The sequence below is a fragment of the Pseudomonas sp. Irchel s3b6 genome (assembly GCF_900187415.1).
GTDB lineage: Bacteria > Pseudomonadota > Gammaproteobacteria > Pseudomonadales > Pseudomonadaceae > Aquipseudomonas.
In genome coordinates this window covers 71668-85946 of sequence record NZ_FYDM01000009.1, presented here as the reverse complement: position 1 = coordinate 85946, position 14279 = coordinate 71668, and the positions used below count along the sequence as shown (strand labels likewise).

The 14279-nt window shown below is 59.7% G+C and carries 13 protein-coding genes; 9 read left to right on the top strand and 4 right to left on the bottom strand.

From position 1 onward, the window contains the following. Positions 1-63: 63 nt before the first annotated feature. The gene (gene argE / locus CKW07_RS16355; RefSeq protein ID WP_095145937.1) at positions 64-1212 is read right to left on the bottom strand and encodes an acetylornithine deacetylase; all 1149 of its coding nucleotides are present in this window, start codon (positions 1210-1212) and stop codon (positions 64-66) included. 156 nt (positions 1213-1368) lie between these two features. Between argE and CKW07_RS16350 the strand changes: the two genes are divergently transcribed. Continuing rightward, positions 1369-2736, top strand: a complete 1368-nt coding sequence (locus CKW07_RS16350; protein WP_095145935.1) for an inorganic triphosphatase — start codon at positions 1369-1371, stop codon at positions 2734-2736. A 52-nt stretch (positions 2737-2788) separates the two neighbouring features. Here CKW07_RS16350 and CKW07_RS16345 read toward each other — a convergent pair whose 3' ends face one another. Beyond that, entirely contained in the window at positions 2789-3259 is a 471-nt protein-coding gene (locus tag CKW07_RS16345; RefSeq protein ID WP_095145933.1) for an Lrp/AsnC family transcriptional regulator, read from the bottom strand. A 125-nt stretch (positions 3260-3384) separates the two neighbouring features. Between CKW07_RS16345 and CKW07_RS16340 the strand changes: the two genes are divergently transcribed. From CKW07_RS16340 to CKW07_RS16320, 5 genes are all read left to right on the top strand, one after another. Next, a complete protein-coding gene (locus tag CKW07_RS16340; RefSeq protein WP_095081840.1) occupies positions 3385-3723 on the top strand; it encodes a hypothetical protein in 339 nt (112 codons plus the stop codon). Between the two features lie 141 nt (positions 3724-3864). Beyond that, positions 3865-5646 carry a GspE/PulE family protein gene (locus CKW07_RS16335; protein WP_095145931.1) on the top strand — a complete coding sequence of 594 codons (1782 nt, stop codon included), beginning with the start codon at positions 3865-3867 and terminating at the stop codon, positions 5644-5646. Between the two features lie 70 nt (positions 5647-5716). After that, positions 5717-6637, top strand: a complete 921-nt coding sequence (locus CKW07_RS16330) for an SPFH domain-containing protein (protein ID WP_095145929.1) — start codon at positions 5717-5719, stop codon at positions 6635-6637. Between the two features lie 10 nt (positions 6638-6647). Then, positions 6648-7097 carry an NfeD family protein gene (locus CKW07_RS16325; protein ID WP_095145927.1) on the top strand — a complete coding sequence of 150 codons (450 nt, stop codon included), beginning with the start codon at positions 6648-6650 and terminating at the stop codon, positions 7095-7097. 66 nt (positions 7098-7163) lie between these two features. Next, positions 7164-7481, top strand: coding sequence for a DUF2388 domain-containing protein (locus tag CKW07_RS16320; RefSeq protein WP_095145925.1), 318 nt, complete (start codon positions 7164-7166; stop codon positions 7479-7481). A 127-nt stretch (positions 7482-7608) separates the two neighbouring features. On the opposite strand, the gene gcvP is transcribed toward CKW07_RS16320, so the two are convergent. Then, positions 7609-10482: an aminomethyl-transferring glycine dehydrogenase gene (gene gcvP / locus CKW07_RS16315; protein ID WP_095145923.1), complete on the bottom strand. Its 2874-nt coding sequence runs from the start codon at positions 10480-10482 to the stop codon at positions 7609-7611. A 154-nt stretch (positions 10483-10636) separates the two neighbouring features. Between gcvP and CKW07_RS16310 the strand changes: the two genes are divergently transcribed. The 3 genes from CKW07_RS16310 to CKW07_RS16300 all read left to right on the top strand — a co-directional run bounded on the left by CKW07_RS16310 (position 10637) and on the right by CKW07_RS16300 (position 13744). Then, entirely contained in the window at positions 10637-11779 is a 1143-nt protein-coding gene (locus CKW07_RS16310; protein WP_095145921.1) for a DegT/DnrJ/EryC1/StrS aminotransferase family protein, read from the top strand. Between the two features lie 370 nt (positions 11780-12149). Continuing rightward, a complete protein-coding gene (locus CKW07_RS16305) occupies positions 12150-12836 on the top strand; it encodes a hypothetical protein (RefSeq protein ID WP_095145919.1) in 687 nt (228 codons plus the stop codon). Positions 12837-13042: 206 nt separating this feature from the next. Then, the gene (locus CKW07_RS16300) at positions 13043-13744 is read left to right on the top strand and encodes a hypothetical protein (RefSeq protein ID WP_095145917.1); all 702 of its coding nucleotides are present in this window, start codon (positions 13043-13045) and stop codon (positions 13742-13744) included. Between the two features lie 112 nt (positions 13745-13856). On the opposite strand, the gene gcvH is transcribed toward CKW07_RS16300, so the two are convergent. After that, positions 13857-14240, bottom strand: a complete 384-nt coding sequence (gene gcvH, locus CKW07_RS16295) for a glycine cleavage system protein GcvH (RefSeq protein ID WP_095145915.1) — start codon at positions 14238-14240, stop codon at positions 13857-13859. Positions 14241-14279: the final 39 nt, after the last annotated feature.

The following is a 14279-nucleotide window of genomic DNA, read 5'->3' as shown; positions in this document are numbered from 1 at the left end:
CGTCGGAACAGGCTTGGCGACACGCGCGCTCTCCTCATGAATACGGGTGGATTGCCCCGGGATTTAAGCCGGGACCAGGCAGTAATGTTCGATCAGTTGACGTAATAGATGCACGGTAGGCTGCAAACGTGACATTTCAAGGAATTCTCCCGGCTGGTGAGCGCAGGCGATATCGCCCGGGCCCAGCACCACGGTTTCGCAGCCAAGGCGCTGAAGATAAGGCGCTTCGGTGCCGAACGCCACTGCTTCGGCACTGTGGCCGGTCAATCGTTCGGCCACCCGCACCAATTCGCTGTCTTCGGGCTGCTCGAATGGCGGCACTTCAGGGAACAGCGGCGCATAGTCGATCTTCACCTGGTGGCGCTCGGCAATCGGCTCAAGCTTCTGCCGGATCGCCGCACGCAACGCCTGCGGGTCCATGCCCGGCAACGGCCGCAGGTCGAACTCCAGCGAGCACTGACCGCAGATCCGGTTCGGGTTGTCGCCGCCGTGGATACAGCCGAAGTTCAGCGTCGGTTGTGGCACGCCGAATTGCGGGTTATTGAACTCGCGTTGCCAGAGCAACCGCAGTCCACGCAATTCACCCATCGCATCATGCATGGCCTCCAGTGCGCTGTGGCCCAGTCGGGGATCAGAGGAATGGCCGCTTTGGCCAAGGATGTCGATACGCTCCATCATCACGCCCTTGTGCAGGCGGATCGGCTTGAGCCCCGTCGGCTCGCCGATCACCGCCGCCCTGCCCAACGGCCTGCCGGCCGCCGCCAGGGCCCGGGCACCGGACATCGAGCTTTCCTCGTCACAGGTGGCGAGAATCATCAGCGGTTGTTTGAACGGTTTATCCAGCAAGGGCAGCACGGCTTCGATGGCGAGGGCGAAAAAGCCCTTCATGTCGCAGCTGCCCAGGCCGACCCAGCGCCCGTCGACTTCGGTCAGTTTCAGCGGGTCGGTCTGCCACAGGGCGCCATCGAATGGCACGGTGTCGCTGTGCCCGGCCAGCACCAGGCCGCCCGGGCCGGAGCCGAAGCTGGCGAGCAAGTTGAATTTGCCGGGGCTGACCTGCTGGATCTCACAGGCAAAACCCAGGTCACCGAGCCAAGTGGCCAGCAGATCGATGACCGGACGGTTGGATTGGTCCAGATGGGCTTGGGTGCAACTGACGGACGGCGTGGCGATCAGTGCAGCGAACTGGTCTTTCATGGACGGCAAAGGCATCGCTGACTCCAACTCCCGAAGTGAAGTCCATCATAGAACCATCCGGTGACAGGAATAAACCGTCGCGGCGCGTAGGCCGGGTGAGTGCTGTACACTGCACGGCCTTGGCAGCCACACATTCCCCCGGCTGCGCTCCCGATCCTGGATTTTCCGGCCATGCAGAAAGAAACCGAAATCAAACTCCGCGTCAGCCGCGAAACCCTCGCTGCCCTGCGCGAGCATCCATTACTGAAGAAACGCAACAAAAGTGGCTGGGAACGCCGTGAGTTGATGAACCAGTACTTCGACACGCCAGAGCGTGACCTGGCCCTGGCCAAGGTTGCCCTGCGCCTGCGCCGTGACGGCGAAGACGTGATTCAGACCCTCAAGACCCGCGGCCAGAGTGTCGCCGGCCTGTCCGAGCGGAACGAGCACAACTGGAACCTGCCCAAAGCCAAGCTCGACGTGAAGAAACTTGACGGCGAATGCTGGCCTGAAGAACTGGCCGAACTGGACAAAAAGACCCTCAAGCCGATCTTCACCACCGATTTCGTGCGCGAATACGCTGAAATTGCATGGGGCCGTGGCAAGGCCAAAGTCGTGATCGAAGCCGCTCTGGACCTGGGCCACGTGGTGGCGGGCAAGCAGAAGGAAGAAATCTGCGAGCTGGAACTGGAACTGCGCGAAGGCGAGCCGGCGGCGTTGCTGGAACTGGCCGCCGAACTGGCCGCGACCCTGGCGCTGATGCCGTGTGACATCAGCAAGGCCGAACGCGGTTATCGCCTGTTTGATGCCAACAGCTACTCGCTGAGCTTGCCGGCGCCGGAACTGAGTTTCGAGATGCCACTGGACGACGCCTTCGCCGCCCTGAGCTGGCACTTGCTGGGCAGCAGCCAGCGCCTGGCCGAGCAATATCGCTTCAATGGCCACTGGCGCCTGCTGCTGGACTGGGTGGAGCACCTCGCCGAACTGCGCGCGTTGATCGCCAGCCTCGGCCAGGCGGCACCGCGCCAGTCGACCCACGACTTGCGCGTCGCACTGGATGCCCTGCTCGAAGACTGGCGTCCGCTGGTTCAAGCCGGTATGGACGATGAAGACGTGCGCAAGGCCGCGCCGGAACAATTCCTCGAAGAGCTCGAAGACCCACGCTGGGGCCAGTTCTCGCTGAACGCCTCGCGCTGGTTGCTGGCCCGCACCTGGACGGCCGACCGCAACACCCGTGGCAATCGCCAGGGCGCCGCGCAACTGGGCAACTGGCTGCCACGCCTGCTGGGCGAAGAAGCCACCTCGCTGCAACTGCAACGCTACCAGCAACAGCCAGAAGACCTGGCCGAGCAACTGCCACGCATCGAGCGCATCCAGGCCTGGCTGCACCACGCCCGTGGCGTGCTGGACATCCCGGAAATGGACCGCCTGTACGGTGAATTGAACAAGCTGGCTCACCTGGCCAACGAGTCGATCACCGACGAGGTCCTCGATGCCCGCAAGCAGCAGGCGATCGCGGTGTACCAGAACCGCGCGTGGAAGACCTTGTTGCGTCTGTAATCAATCAGCACCACCTGTGGCGAGGGAGCCAGCTCCCTCGCCACAAAAGCAATCAACGCATCACCGGCAGACTCGTCGTGGACTTGATTTCGGACAAGGCCACGATCGAGTTGACCTCCTGAATCCCCGGCACCATCGACAGCTTCTCGAAGAAGAAGCGCTCATAGGCCTCGATGTCCGCCGTCACGATCCGCAGCAGAAAATCCACCGCCCCCATCAGCACATAACACTCCAGCACTTCCGGAAAACCGCGTATCGCATCGGTGAATTCGGTGAAGTTCGAACGCCCGTGGGCGTTGAGTTTGACCTCGGCGAAGATCTGCGTGTTGAGGCCGATTTTCTTGCGGTCGAGCAAGGTCACCTGCCCGCGAATCACACCCTCGTCCTTCATCCGCTGGATGCGCCGCCAGCACGGCGATTGCGATAGCCCGACCTGCTCGGCAATCTGCGCGCTGGACAGCGAAGCGTCCTCTTGCAGCAGTGCCAGAATCTTGCGGTCGTACGTATCCAGCTCGCTATGCATAAAAAACCCTCAAGATCAGTGACAGGCGAATCGAACAATTCTATAAATCAGCAATAACGCCCATCATAGATAAGAAATACCCAGCACCGAATGTAAAAATTTCTCCATTGATCTGGAGAAAAACCATGCCCCCGCTCGAAGCCGTCAGCCCTTGCTCCCCCCGTGCCGACGTCTGGAACGTCAACAACGCCCACTGCCGCGTGCACTACCAATTGCTCGCCGAAGCCGAACCGGACCTGCTGTGCCGGGCATTGAACCTGTTTGCGCTGCAGTTCCTGGTGCCACAAGCGGTCAACGTAGAGCGCCGGGACGACCTGCTGGCACTCGATATCGTCATGGATGGCTTGAGCTGGCACCGCGCCCAGGTGATCGCGGAAAAACTGCGTAACCTGATCAGTGTGTGCTCGGTAGACCTGCAAGCGGCCGACACACACTGGGCGCAGCCCGTGCAGGCGGCGGGCTGAAACACGCCGGTAAAATCCCGCAATGCTTGTTTGGGCAGCGGCCGAACGGTCGGTACCGACGGGGACTATTCTTGGCAATCCGTGGTCAGAGACGCACCCCTCTACACCACAGGTGCAGGATCGTTTCTCTAAGGAGTCCGGATGTCCGTTCAACTCGCCACTCAGGATCGCTGGCTGGATCTCAATGACCTGCTGCGCGACCTGGTCGCCCAGGGTTTCATCAGCCAGGACACCGCCGAACAGGCGCTCGCCACTCGACGCAACGCCGCCAACAGCCAGCTGCACCCGCTGGAATTTCTCGCCAGCCAACACTTCGACGACCTGCACCGCCCCGGCAAGCGCCTGGATCTGGAAAGCCTGACCCTGTGGCTGTCGCAGCAGGCCGGCCAGCCGTACCTGCGCATCGACCCGCTGAAAATCAACGTCGCGCACATCACCCCGCTCATGTCCTACGCCTTTGCCCAACGCCACAAGATTCTGGCCGTCGCCATCGACCGCGACGCCGTGGTGGTCGCCAGCGCGCAGCCTTACGTACGTGGTTGGGAAGCCGACCTGGTCCACGTGCTGCAGCGCCCGATCAAACGCGTGGTGGCGAGCCCGACCGACATCCAGCGCTATTGCGTGGAATTTTATCGCCTGGCCAAATCGGTCAGTGGCGCCAGCCACGCCGACCAGCAGGCCAACAGCCTGGGCAACTTCGAACAGCTGCTCAAGCTCGGCGCCAGCGACCAGGAGCCGGACGCCAACGATGCGCACATCGTCAACATCGTCGACTGGCTGTTCCAATATGCGTTCGGCCAGCGCGCCAGCGATATCCACATCGAACCCCGGCGCGAGCAAGGCACCGTGCGCTTTCGCATCGACGGCGTACTGCATAACGTCTATCAGTTCCCGCCACAGGTCACCGTGGCCATGGTCAGCCGCCTGAAAAGCCTGGGGCGAATGAATGTCGCCGAGAAACGCAAACCCCAGGACGGCCGGGTCAAGACCAGGACCCCGGACGGCGGTGAAGTGGAACTGCGGCTGTCGACACTGCCCACCGCCTTCGGGGAAAAGCTGGTCATGCGGATCTTCGACCCACAGGTGCTGCTCAAGGATTTCGACCAACTGGGGTTTTCCGTCGACGACCTGCGCCGCTGGCAGGACATGACTCGCCAGCCCAACGGCATCATTCTGGTCACCGGCCCCACCGGCTCAGGCAAGACCACCACGCTCTACACCACCCTGAAGAAACTCGCGACGCCAGAGGTCAACCTGTGCACCATCGAGGACCCGATCGAGATGGTGGAACCTGCGTTCAATCAGATGCAGGTCCAGCACAACATTGACCTGACCTTTGCCAGCGGCGTGCGCGCCCTGATGCGGCAGGATCCGGACATCATCATGATTGGCGAGATCCGTGACCTGGAAACCGCTGAAATGGCCATACAGGCGGCACTCACCGGTCACCTGGTGCTCTCGACCCTGCACACCAATGACGCCCCGGGCGCCATCAGTCGCCTGCTGGAGCTGGGCATACCGCACTACCTGATCAAGGCCACCGTGCTCGGGGTCATGGCCCAGCGCCTGGTACGAACCTTATGCCCGCACTGCAAAGCCCCCTTGAGCCTCACCGAAGACGACTGGCACACCCTGACGCGCCCCTGGCAAGCGCCCTTGCCCAGCAACGCCCAGCGCGCCGTCGGCTGCCTGGAATGCCGCGACACCGGCTATCGCGGCCGCGCCGGGGTCTACGAAATCATGCCACTGACCGACGCCCTCAAAGCCCTGGTCACCCCGGACACCGACCTGCTGGCCATCCGTCGCCAGGCGTATCAGGACGGCATGCGCAGCCTGCGGCTGTCCGGTGCGCAGAAAGTGGCGGCGGGGCTGACGACGGTTGAAGAAGTGCTGCGGGTAACGCAACAAAGTGAACAGAAGTAATAGGTCCCAACTGGCCATCACGCCGCTACACTCAGGCCTACCCCTTCATTGACTTGAACAAGGACTTTTCATGCAGATCGGTAGTGTACTTTTGCTGTTCCTCGCCCTGGTGGTCGCCATCCTGCTCATGGGCTTCAAGGTCGTGCCCCAGGGCTTTCAATGGACGGTCGAACGATTCGGCCGCTATACCACCACCCTCAACCCCGGCCTGAACGTCATCATCCCGGTGATGGACCGCATCGGGCGCAAGATCAACATGATGGAGAGCGTGCTGGACATCCCGCCGCAGGAAGTCATCACCGCCGACAACGCCACGGTGCAGATCGATGCCGTGTGCTTCTTCCAGGTGGTCAATACCGCGCAGGCCGCCTATGAGGTGAACAACCTCGAACACGCGGTACGCAACCTGCTGCAAACCAACATCCGTACCGTGCTCGGCTCGATGGAGCTGGATGCGATGCTCAGTCAGCGTGACGCCATCAACGAACGACTGCTGCGCACGGTCGACGAAGCCACCGCACCGTGGGGTATCAAGATTACCCGGATCGAGATCAAGGACATCAGCCCGCCCGCCGACCTGATGGCGGCAATGTCCGGGCAGATGAAAGCCGAGCGGATCAAGCGCGCGCAAATCCTCGAAGCCGAAGGCCTGCGAGCCTCGGCCATCCTGACCGCCGAGGGCAAGAAGCAGGCGCAGATCCTCGAAGCCGAAGGCAGCCGTCAGGCGGCGTTCCTGGAGTCCGAGGCCCGTGAGCGTCAGGCCGAAGCGGAAGCCAAGGCGACCCGGGTGGTGTCCGAAGCGATTGCCACCGGCAACGTGCAGGCGGTGAACTACTTCGTCGCACAGAAGTACATCGATGCCCTGGGCCAACTGGCCTCGGCCAACAACAGCAAAGTGATCCTGATGCCACTCGAAGCCAGCCAGGTGATTGGCGCGGTAGGTGGTATCGGCGAGATCGTCAAAGCCACGTTCGACAGCAAAAAAGCCTGAGGCACGCGTTATGTGGGCATTTCTACAACACCTGTCGTATTGGGACTGGCTGGCGCTGGGCACGCTCCTGCTGATCCTGGAAGTGTTCGGTGCCGGCGGTTACCTGCTGTGGATCGGGCTCGCCGCAGCGGCAGTGGGTGTGTTGACCTTTGTCATGCCCCAGCTGTCCTGGGAATTGCAGTTCCTGCTGTTCGGCATGCTGTCGATCCTGACCGCCCTGTACTGGTGGCGCCGCCAGCACAGTGTGGTTCGGGTCAGCGATCAACCCCACCTCAACCTGCGCGGCCAGGAGTTGGTCGGCAACGTCTTTGTGGTGCATGAGGCGATCGTCGACGGCCGCGGCAAGATCAAGGTGGCGGATGGTGTCTGGATGGCCAAGGGGCCTGATTCACCCGCAGGCACAAGGGTTCGGGTGGTGGGTCTGGAGGGGGTGATGCTCAAGGTTGAACACGCCGATTGAAGGCACGGAACTCGTTTGGGGTAACTGCAATCAAAGCCGCCAGTTAACCCAAACTGGAGTCACCCCATGCGTTTCAAACTGGCCACTGCCACCCTCGCCTTGCTATCCCTGTCTGCAGGGTCTGCAATGGCTGATAGCTTCTGGCAGGAAGTCATTTCCTCCGGTGCGACCACTGCGTCCACCTACCTGACCTTCAAGGATCACAAGATGATCGTCGCCGCCCAGGACGATGCCGGTAGCTTTGTCGCCAGTGACGGCAACATTCGCGGGCCGTTCCTGGAGTCCGCGATGCAGAAAGTGCGCGCCGACAACCCGGGCCTGAAGGCCACCGACATGGAGTTGGCCAACGCGATCCTGGCGAAGAGCGCCGTCGCACAGCAGTGATTCATTGATGCAATACAGAATGCCGCTCACATGAGCGGCATTTTTTCATCCGCTGAAATCGACTTCAGACCATGGCGAGGGCGCTTGCTCGCTCGCCACAGGGTACGTGTTCGGCACCCCGTGCCATTCAGCGGTACTCATCCACCGGCACACAGGCACAGAACAGATTGCGATCGCCGTAGACGTTGTCCACCCGGTTCACCGTCGGCCAATACTTGTGGGCCCTGGTGTGCGCATCCGGGGTCACTGCCTGTTCGATACTGTAGGGCCGATCCCAGACACCGATGAGGTCCGCCAGGGTATGGGGCGCACGTTTGAGCGGGTTGTCTTCGGCGGACCAGTTGCCGTTCTGCACCTCGGAGATTTCCGCCCGAATGCTCAGCATCGCACCGATAAAGCGATCCAGTTCCGCCTTGGATTCGCTCTCGGTGGGTTCGACCATCAAGGTGCCCGGCACCGGAAAGGACATGGTCGGCGCGTGGAAGCCGTAATCCATCAAGCGCTTGGCCACGTCTTCTTCACTGATCCCGGTCAGCGTCTTGAGCGGTCGCAGGTCGAGGATGCATTCATGGGCTACCCGCCCGTTACGTCCGCTGAAGAGTACCGGGAACGCCCCGGACAAGTGTTCTGCCAGGTAGTTGGCCGAAAGAATCGCCACTTCGCTGGCATCGGCCAGTTGCGGGCCCATCATTGCGATGTACATCCAGCTGATCGGCAGAATGCTCGCACTGCCCCAGGGCGCGGCACTTACCGCACTATTTTGCGGATCCGGCCCTTCGATCGGCACCACCGGGTGATTGGCCACGAAGGGCGCCAGGTGCGCGCGGACACCGATCGGTCCCATGCCCGGCCCCCCGCCCCCGTGAGGAATGCAGAAGGTCTTGTGCAGATTCATGTGGGAAACGTCGGCGCCGATGTCCGCCGGACGCGCCAGCCCCACCTGGGCATTGAGATTGGCGCCATCCATGTACACCTGGCCGCCATGGCTGTGGATCACTTCGCAGATTTCGCTGATGCCTTCTTCGTATACGCCATGGGTCGAGGGGTACGTGGCCATCAGGCAGGCAAGCTTGTCGCCGGCCTCCATCGCCTTGGCTTTCAAGTCCTCGAGGTCGACGTTGCCCGCCTCGTCGCAATCGACAATCACCACCTGCATGCCGGCCATCTGCGCCGACGCCGGGTTGGTGCCGTGGGCTGAAGCCGGGATCAGACAGATATCCCGCGAACCTTGTTGACGACTTTCATGGTACTTGCGGATCGCCAGCAACCCGGCGTATTCACCCTGGGCGCCAGAGTTGGGCTGCATGCAGATCGCGTCGAAACCGGTGATCGCACACAACCAACGCTCCAACTCCTCGATCAGCAACCCGTAGCCCAACGCCTGCTCCTTGGGTGCAAAGGGATGCAGGTTGGCGAATTCGGGCCAGGTGATGGGGATCATTTCGCTGGTGGCGTTGAGTTTCATGGTGCAGGAGCCCAGCGGGATCATCGACTGGTTGAGCGCCAGATCCTTGTTCTCCAGCTGTTTGAGGTAACGCAGCATCTCGGTTTCGCTGTGATGGGCGTTGAACACCGGATGACGCAAATACGGCGTCGTGCGCATCAACCCCTGGGGAATCCCGGACGGCAGCGGCTCGCTATCCAGCTCGGCCACCTCCAGCCCATGATCAGCCCCGAGGAACACATCGAACAACTTCGCCACGGTGTTTTCATCACACTGCTCGTCGAGGCTCAAGCCGATCTGCCCGCGCCCGAGAATGCGCAGGTTGATCTGCGCGGCCTTGGCGCTTTCGATGATTGCGGTCTGGCTGCCACCGACCTCCAGGGTCAGGGTGTCGAAGAACTGCGGGTTGAGCCGGCTTACACCTTTGCGCTCAAGTCCCGCAGCGAGGATGCAGGTGAGCCGATGGACCCGCTGCGCGATGCGCTTGAGCCCCTGCGGGCCATGGTAGACCGCGTAGAAACTGGCGATATTGGCCAACAGCACCTGTGCGGTGCAGATGTTCGAGTTGGCTTTCTCGCGGCGAATGTGTTGTTCACGAGTTTGCAGGGCCATGCGTAGCGCAACGTTGCCACGGGCGTCTTTCGAGACGCCGATAATCCGCCCGGGGATCGCCCGCTTGTACTCATCACGGCTGGCAAAGAACGCCGCGTGCGGACCGCCATAGCCCATTGGCACGCCAAACCGCTGGGACGAGCCGAACACCACGTCCGCGCCCATTTCACCCGGCGGCGTCAGCAACAGCAGGCTCAACAAGTCAGCCGCCACGCAGGCCAATGCCTGCTGAGCGTGCAGGTGATCGATCAAGGGGCGCAGGTCACGGATCTCGCCGTGGGTATCGGGGTACTGCAGCAGCGCACCGAATACCTGGTGCTGCTTGAGGTTATCCACCGAGTCGACGATCAGTTCGAAGCCAAAGCCTTCAGCTCGGGTCCGCACCACGGAGATGGTCTGCGGATGGCAGTGTTCGTCGACGAAGAACAGATTGCTTTTCGACTTGGCCACGCGCTTGGCCAGTGCCATGGCCTCGGCCGCCGCCGTGGCTTCATCGAGCAACGATGCGTTGGCCAGCTCCAGCCCCGTCAGGTCGATAGTCAACTGCTGGAAATTGAGCAGGGCTTCGAGTCGCCCTTGGGCGATCTCCGGTTGGTACGGGGTGTAGGCGGTGTACCAGCCCGGATTTTCCAGCACGTTGCGCAAGATTACCGCGGGCGTCAGGGTGCCGTGGTAGCCCATGCCGATCAGGCTGGTCCAGACCTGGTTCTGATCGGCATAGCCGCGCAGTTTTGCCAGCGCGGCCTCTTCATCCAGCGCTGGCGGCAACTCCAGTTCGCGATTCAGGAGAATACCCGGCGGTACGGTCTGCTCGATCAGCTCGATCCGGCTACCAAGCCCCAGGCTGTCGAGCATCGCCTGCTGTTCGGCGGTGTCCGGCCCAAGGTGGCGTCGCAGAAAGACATTGGGGTCGCGTAACTGGCTCAAAGTGGGCAACTGGGACATGACGGGCTCTCTCTTGATTGGCGCTCTGCGTCGATGCGATACGATCAAAGCAGCATAGCTCTCCCTGCGCGCGGGGCATGGCGTCTTTACCGCTCGCGGCTCATCATGGGCCACGCGTTTCACTACCGTTCGTCACTCGGATCCACAGATCTTCATGAGCCAACTGCCTTTTCTGCCCTTTTCCAAACCTGTCATCGATGAAGCCACCATCAGCGCCGTCGGTGATGTACTGCGCTCTGGCTGGATTACCAGCGGTCCCAGGGTTCAGGCCTTCGAAGCCCAATTGTCGGAGTTTTTTGGCGGGCGCCCGGTGCGCACGTTCAACTCGGGCACCTGCACCATGGAGATCGCCCTGCGCATCGCCGGGATCGGTGCCGGTGACGAAGTGATCACCACGCCCATATCCTGGGTAGCCACCGCCAATGTCATCCTCGAAGTAGGCGCCACCCCGGTGTTTGCCGACATCGACCCAATCACCCGCAATATTGATCTGGACAGGCTCGAAGCGGCCATTACCCCGCGCACCCGGGCCATCATTCCGGTTTACCTGGCCGGGTTGCCGCTGGACATGGAGCGTTTGTACGGGATCGCCAGGAAACATGGTCTGCGCGTCGTCGAAGATGCCGCCCAGGCATTGGGCTCAAGCTGGAACGGCCAGCGCATTGGCGCCACGGGCGACTTTGTGTCGTTCAGCTTCCAGGCCAACAAGAACGTCACCTGCTCGGAGGGCGGTTGCCTGGTGCTGAACAACGCGGATGAAGTGCGACTGGCGGAGAAGTATCGCCTGCAAGGCGTGACCCGCAACGGCTTCGATGGACTGGACGTGGATGTACTGGGCGGCAAGTTCAACATGACCGATGTCGCGGCAGCCATCGGACTGGGCCAGTTCGCCCACATTGACACCATCACTACCCACCGTCGTGAGCTGGCCAGGTACTACTTTGACTGCTTTGGCAGCGATTTCGAGGCCCGGTACGGCGCGCAGCTACCACCTGCTGACTTCACCCAAAGCAACTGGCATCTGTTCCAGCTGGTGCTACCGGAACGCAAGGATGGCAAACCGGCCCGCGCCACGTTCATGGAGCAGATGCAGGCACTGGGCATTGGCATCGGTTACCACTACCCGCCGATCCACCTGCTGAGCCTGTACCGCGAACGCGGTTTCAAGGAAGGCATGTTTCCGGTGGCCGAGCGCGTCGGTCGGCTGATCGTTTCACTGCCGATGTTTTCCACCATGAGCAACGACGATGTCGAGCGTTCGGTGGCTGCGGTAAAAGCTGTTTTACAGGACACATGATCCTGCCCTGAAAAACTTGAAACCAGAAACGCCCATGCCCTGCATTGGGCGTTTTTTTGTTGCAGCGATAGGCACAGTTACCAATAGTTATAAATAGAGAGTACGGCGCTTATCACTTTGCGCCAAAAACTAAACTCTCCCGCACAGCGAGCCCCATTAACACTGGCAAACATGTGATAAGTAAACACTAATCAACACACCCGGCCTTTATCAAAAAGCAATCGCGATAGATAAAAAGTGGCAATAGCCAATAATTCTATAGGTGAAAATTCCGCATGCTATGTTTGTTCATGGCTGGGCAGCGGCAACGAAAAGCCACTAAACAGCCACCCAAAACCCACGTTTAAAATCTATCGAAATGGAGTTCAACATGAGCAGCCAGCAAATAATTGCATACATCGAAGAAGAACAGCTGAAAGCGCAAAAAAACAACAACTATAGTTTCTATCTTGCAAAGAAAGTAAATAATGACTTCACTGTCATCTGGCAATCGAAAGGTCCCGTCGCCACCGTCAACAACCCCAGTTATCAATACAAAAACACGTTCGACATCACGACTCCGTCCTTCATGGTCAACTACACGAACGACCCGGTGACAACCGGCAATGTCACCTTCACGTCCGGTGGGAAAAACCGAGCCATCAGCACAGGGCAGTCAACCATACTGGATGCAAACGGTACATTCTCACCGCCGAAAAATGATGCCAAGGCATCCGATATCTTGATCAGCAACCAGTTGCAGGCCAATCCACATGAAATTTTGCTGGATGCCAAAGGCAATAATCTCTGGGTGAACCGGCAGAGCGGCATGAACATTGGCACCGCAACCCTGACACCAAAAAGTGAATACCAACTGTGGTTTGGCAATCTTCAGGAAACCGGCTCACTCATTGCCCAAAACGTGTCTTACTCGACCGTCGTGTCCATGGTCGATGGGCAAACAGTGATCATCACCTATACCAACGCCGGTGTCTGGGTTCCGGGTGAGCCCGCCGACCGTCTCAGTGACAAGGAAGTGGCGGCACTTCACGCCAGGCTCGGGATCAAGGCCGCATAACCAGCCTCGCCTGCGCAATGGAGTATGAAGACTGTGCATGTCGTTGACCGTCTTTAGAGTCCGGGTGTTTCGTGGCCCCCTAAAAACCCTGTACATCGAGGATCTACAGGGTTTTTTGTTGAGACTGACGAAGCCGAAGTCGAACCAGGCCTGGTGTATTCGGAACGCGGCATGAAATCACCCACAGGATGAATGGGAGATCGGCCATGAGCAATCAACAGATCGTGATTTATATAGAAGAAGATCAACTGGTCGCACAAAAAAACAATAACTACAGCCTCTATCTGGCAAAAAAGGTAAACGATAGCTTCACCGTCATATGGCTTTCAAAACTTCCATTCGCCACACTCGGCCAACCCAGCTATCAATACAAAAATATCTTTGACATGACTAACACCTCCTACATGGTAAATTTTACAAACACTCCACTTCAAGAGGGGGATATCAACTTCACGTCAGGGGGGAAAAACCTGCCTATTTATACCGGCCAAACAACAACATTGAATAAGTATGGCGTGTTCAGTCCCGCAACGAATGGCAGTACATCGGGGGTCGTCTCAATTATCAACCAGCTCCCAGCCAATCCACGGGAAATATTACTGGACTCCACTGGGCGGAGCCTCTGGGTGAATTGTTCAGGAGGCATGGGTATTGGTACAGCGACCATGACGCCGAAAAACGAGTTCCAGCTATGGTTTGGCGCGCCCCAGGCTAACGGTTCGTTAATCCCAGGTGGTCTTTCCAACGTTTACGTCGCAACCGTAAACGATGGGGAATCCCAAACAATCACTTTCAACAACAGTGGCGCCTGGGTTCCTGGTGAACCGGCAGCGCGTCTGACAGCAGATGAGGTCATGGCCCTGAATGCCAGGGTGAACAACGTTCTGGCCATCGGAAGAAAACGTTAGGCCTGCCAGCACCAGGCTACAGATGCCTTATGCATGGCATTGAACGAAAAACACCGCGTTCCCTGGCCAGGGATACGCGGCGCTCTTGCAGAGAATTCGCTGACGGCGGTGATTACTCGCCGATAGCGCTCTTGTAGGCAGTGGGGTCGAGCAACTTGTCCAGCTCAGTGGTATCACTTGGCTCGAGCTTGAAGAACCAGCTGTCATAGGGTGCGCTGTTGACCAGTTCCGGGTTATCGGCCAACGCTTCGTTAATGGCAATGACTGTACCGGAGACGGGCGAGTAGATATCCGAAGCGGCCTTGACCGACTCGACTACACCCGCAGCATCGCCGGCGGCGAACACTTTGCCGATTTCCGGCAACTCGACGAACACGACATCACCCAAGGCTTCCTGAGCATGGTCTGAAATCCCCACTTTCACGCCGCCATCCTCATCCAGGCGGGCCCATTCGTGACTTTCGGCATAACGCAGGTCGGTTGGGATATCGCTCATGTTCTGTGTCCTCAAAAAAATGTCAGCGGTCGTTGCCCG

What these genes read in the sequence shown, in the direction of transcription:
- argE (WP_095145937.1), bottom strand. Translation starts at nt 1,212, where the DNA reads ATGCCTTTGCCGTCCATGAAAGACCAGTTCGCTGCACTGATCGCCACG.
- CKW07_RS16350 (WP_095145935.1), top strand. Translation starts at nt 1,369, where the DNA reads ATGCAGAAAGAAACCGAAATCAAACTCCGCGTCAGCCGCGAAACCCTC.
- CKW07_RS16345 (WP_095145933.1), bottom strand. Translation starts at nt 3,259, where the DNA reads ATGCATAGCGAGCTGGATACGTACGACCGCAAGATTCTGGCACTGCTG.
- CKW07_RS16340 (WP_095081840.1), top strand. Translation starts at nt 3,385, where the DNA reads ATGCCCCCGCTCGAAGCCGTCAGCCCTTGCTCCCCCCGTGCCGACGTC.
- CKW07_RS16335 (WP_095145931.1), top strand. Translation starts at nt 3,865, where the DNA reads ATGTCCGTTCAACTCGCCACTCAGGATCGCTGGCTGGATCTCAATGAC.
- CKW07_RS16330 (WP_095145929.1), top strand. Translation starts at nt 5,717, where the DNA reads ATGCAGATCGGTAGTGTACTTTTGCTGTTCCTCGCCCTGGTGGTCGCC.
- CKW07_RS16325 (WP_095145927.1), top strand. Translation starts at nt 6,648, where the DNA reads ATGTGGGCATTTCTACAACACCTGTCGTATTGGGACTGGCTGGCGCTG.
- CKW07_RS16320 (WP_095145925.1), top strand. Translation starts at nt 7,164, where the DNA reads ATGCGTTTCAAACTGGCCACTGCCACCCTCGCCTTGCTATCCCTGTCT.
- gcvP (WP_095145923.1), bottom strand. Translation starts at nt 10,482, where the DNA reads ATGTCCCAGTTGCCCACTTTGAGCCAGTTACGCGACCCCAATGTCTTT.
- CKW07_RS16310 (WP_095145921.1), top strand. Translation starts at nt 10,637, where the DNA reads ATGAGCCAACTGCCTTTTCTGCCCTTTTCCAAACCTGTCATCGATGAA.
- CKW07_RS16305 (WP_095145919.1), top strand. Translation starts at nt 12,150, where the DNA reads ATGAGCAGCCAGCAAATAATTGCATACATCGAAGAAGAACAGCTGAAA.
- CKW07_RS16300 (WP_095145917.1), top strand. Translation starts at nt 13,043, where the DNA reads ATGAGCAATCAACAGATCGTGATTTATATAGAAGAAGATCAACTGGTC.
- gcvH (WP_095145915.1), bottom strand. Translation starts at nt 14,240, where the DNA reads ATGAGCGATATCCCAACCGACCTGCGTTATGCCGAAAGTCACGAATGG.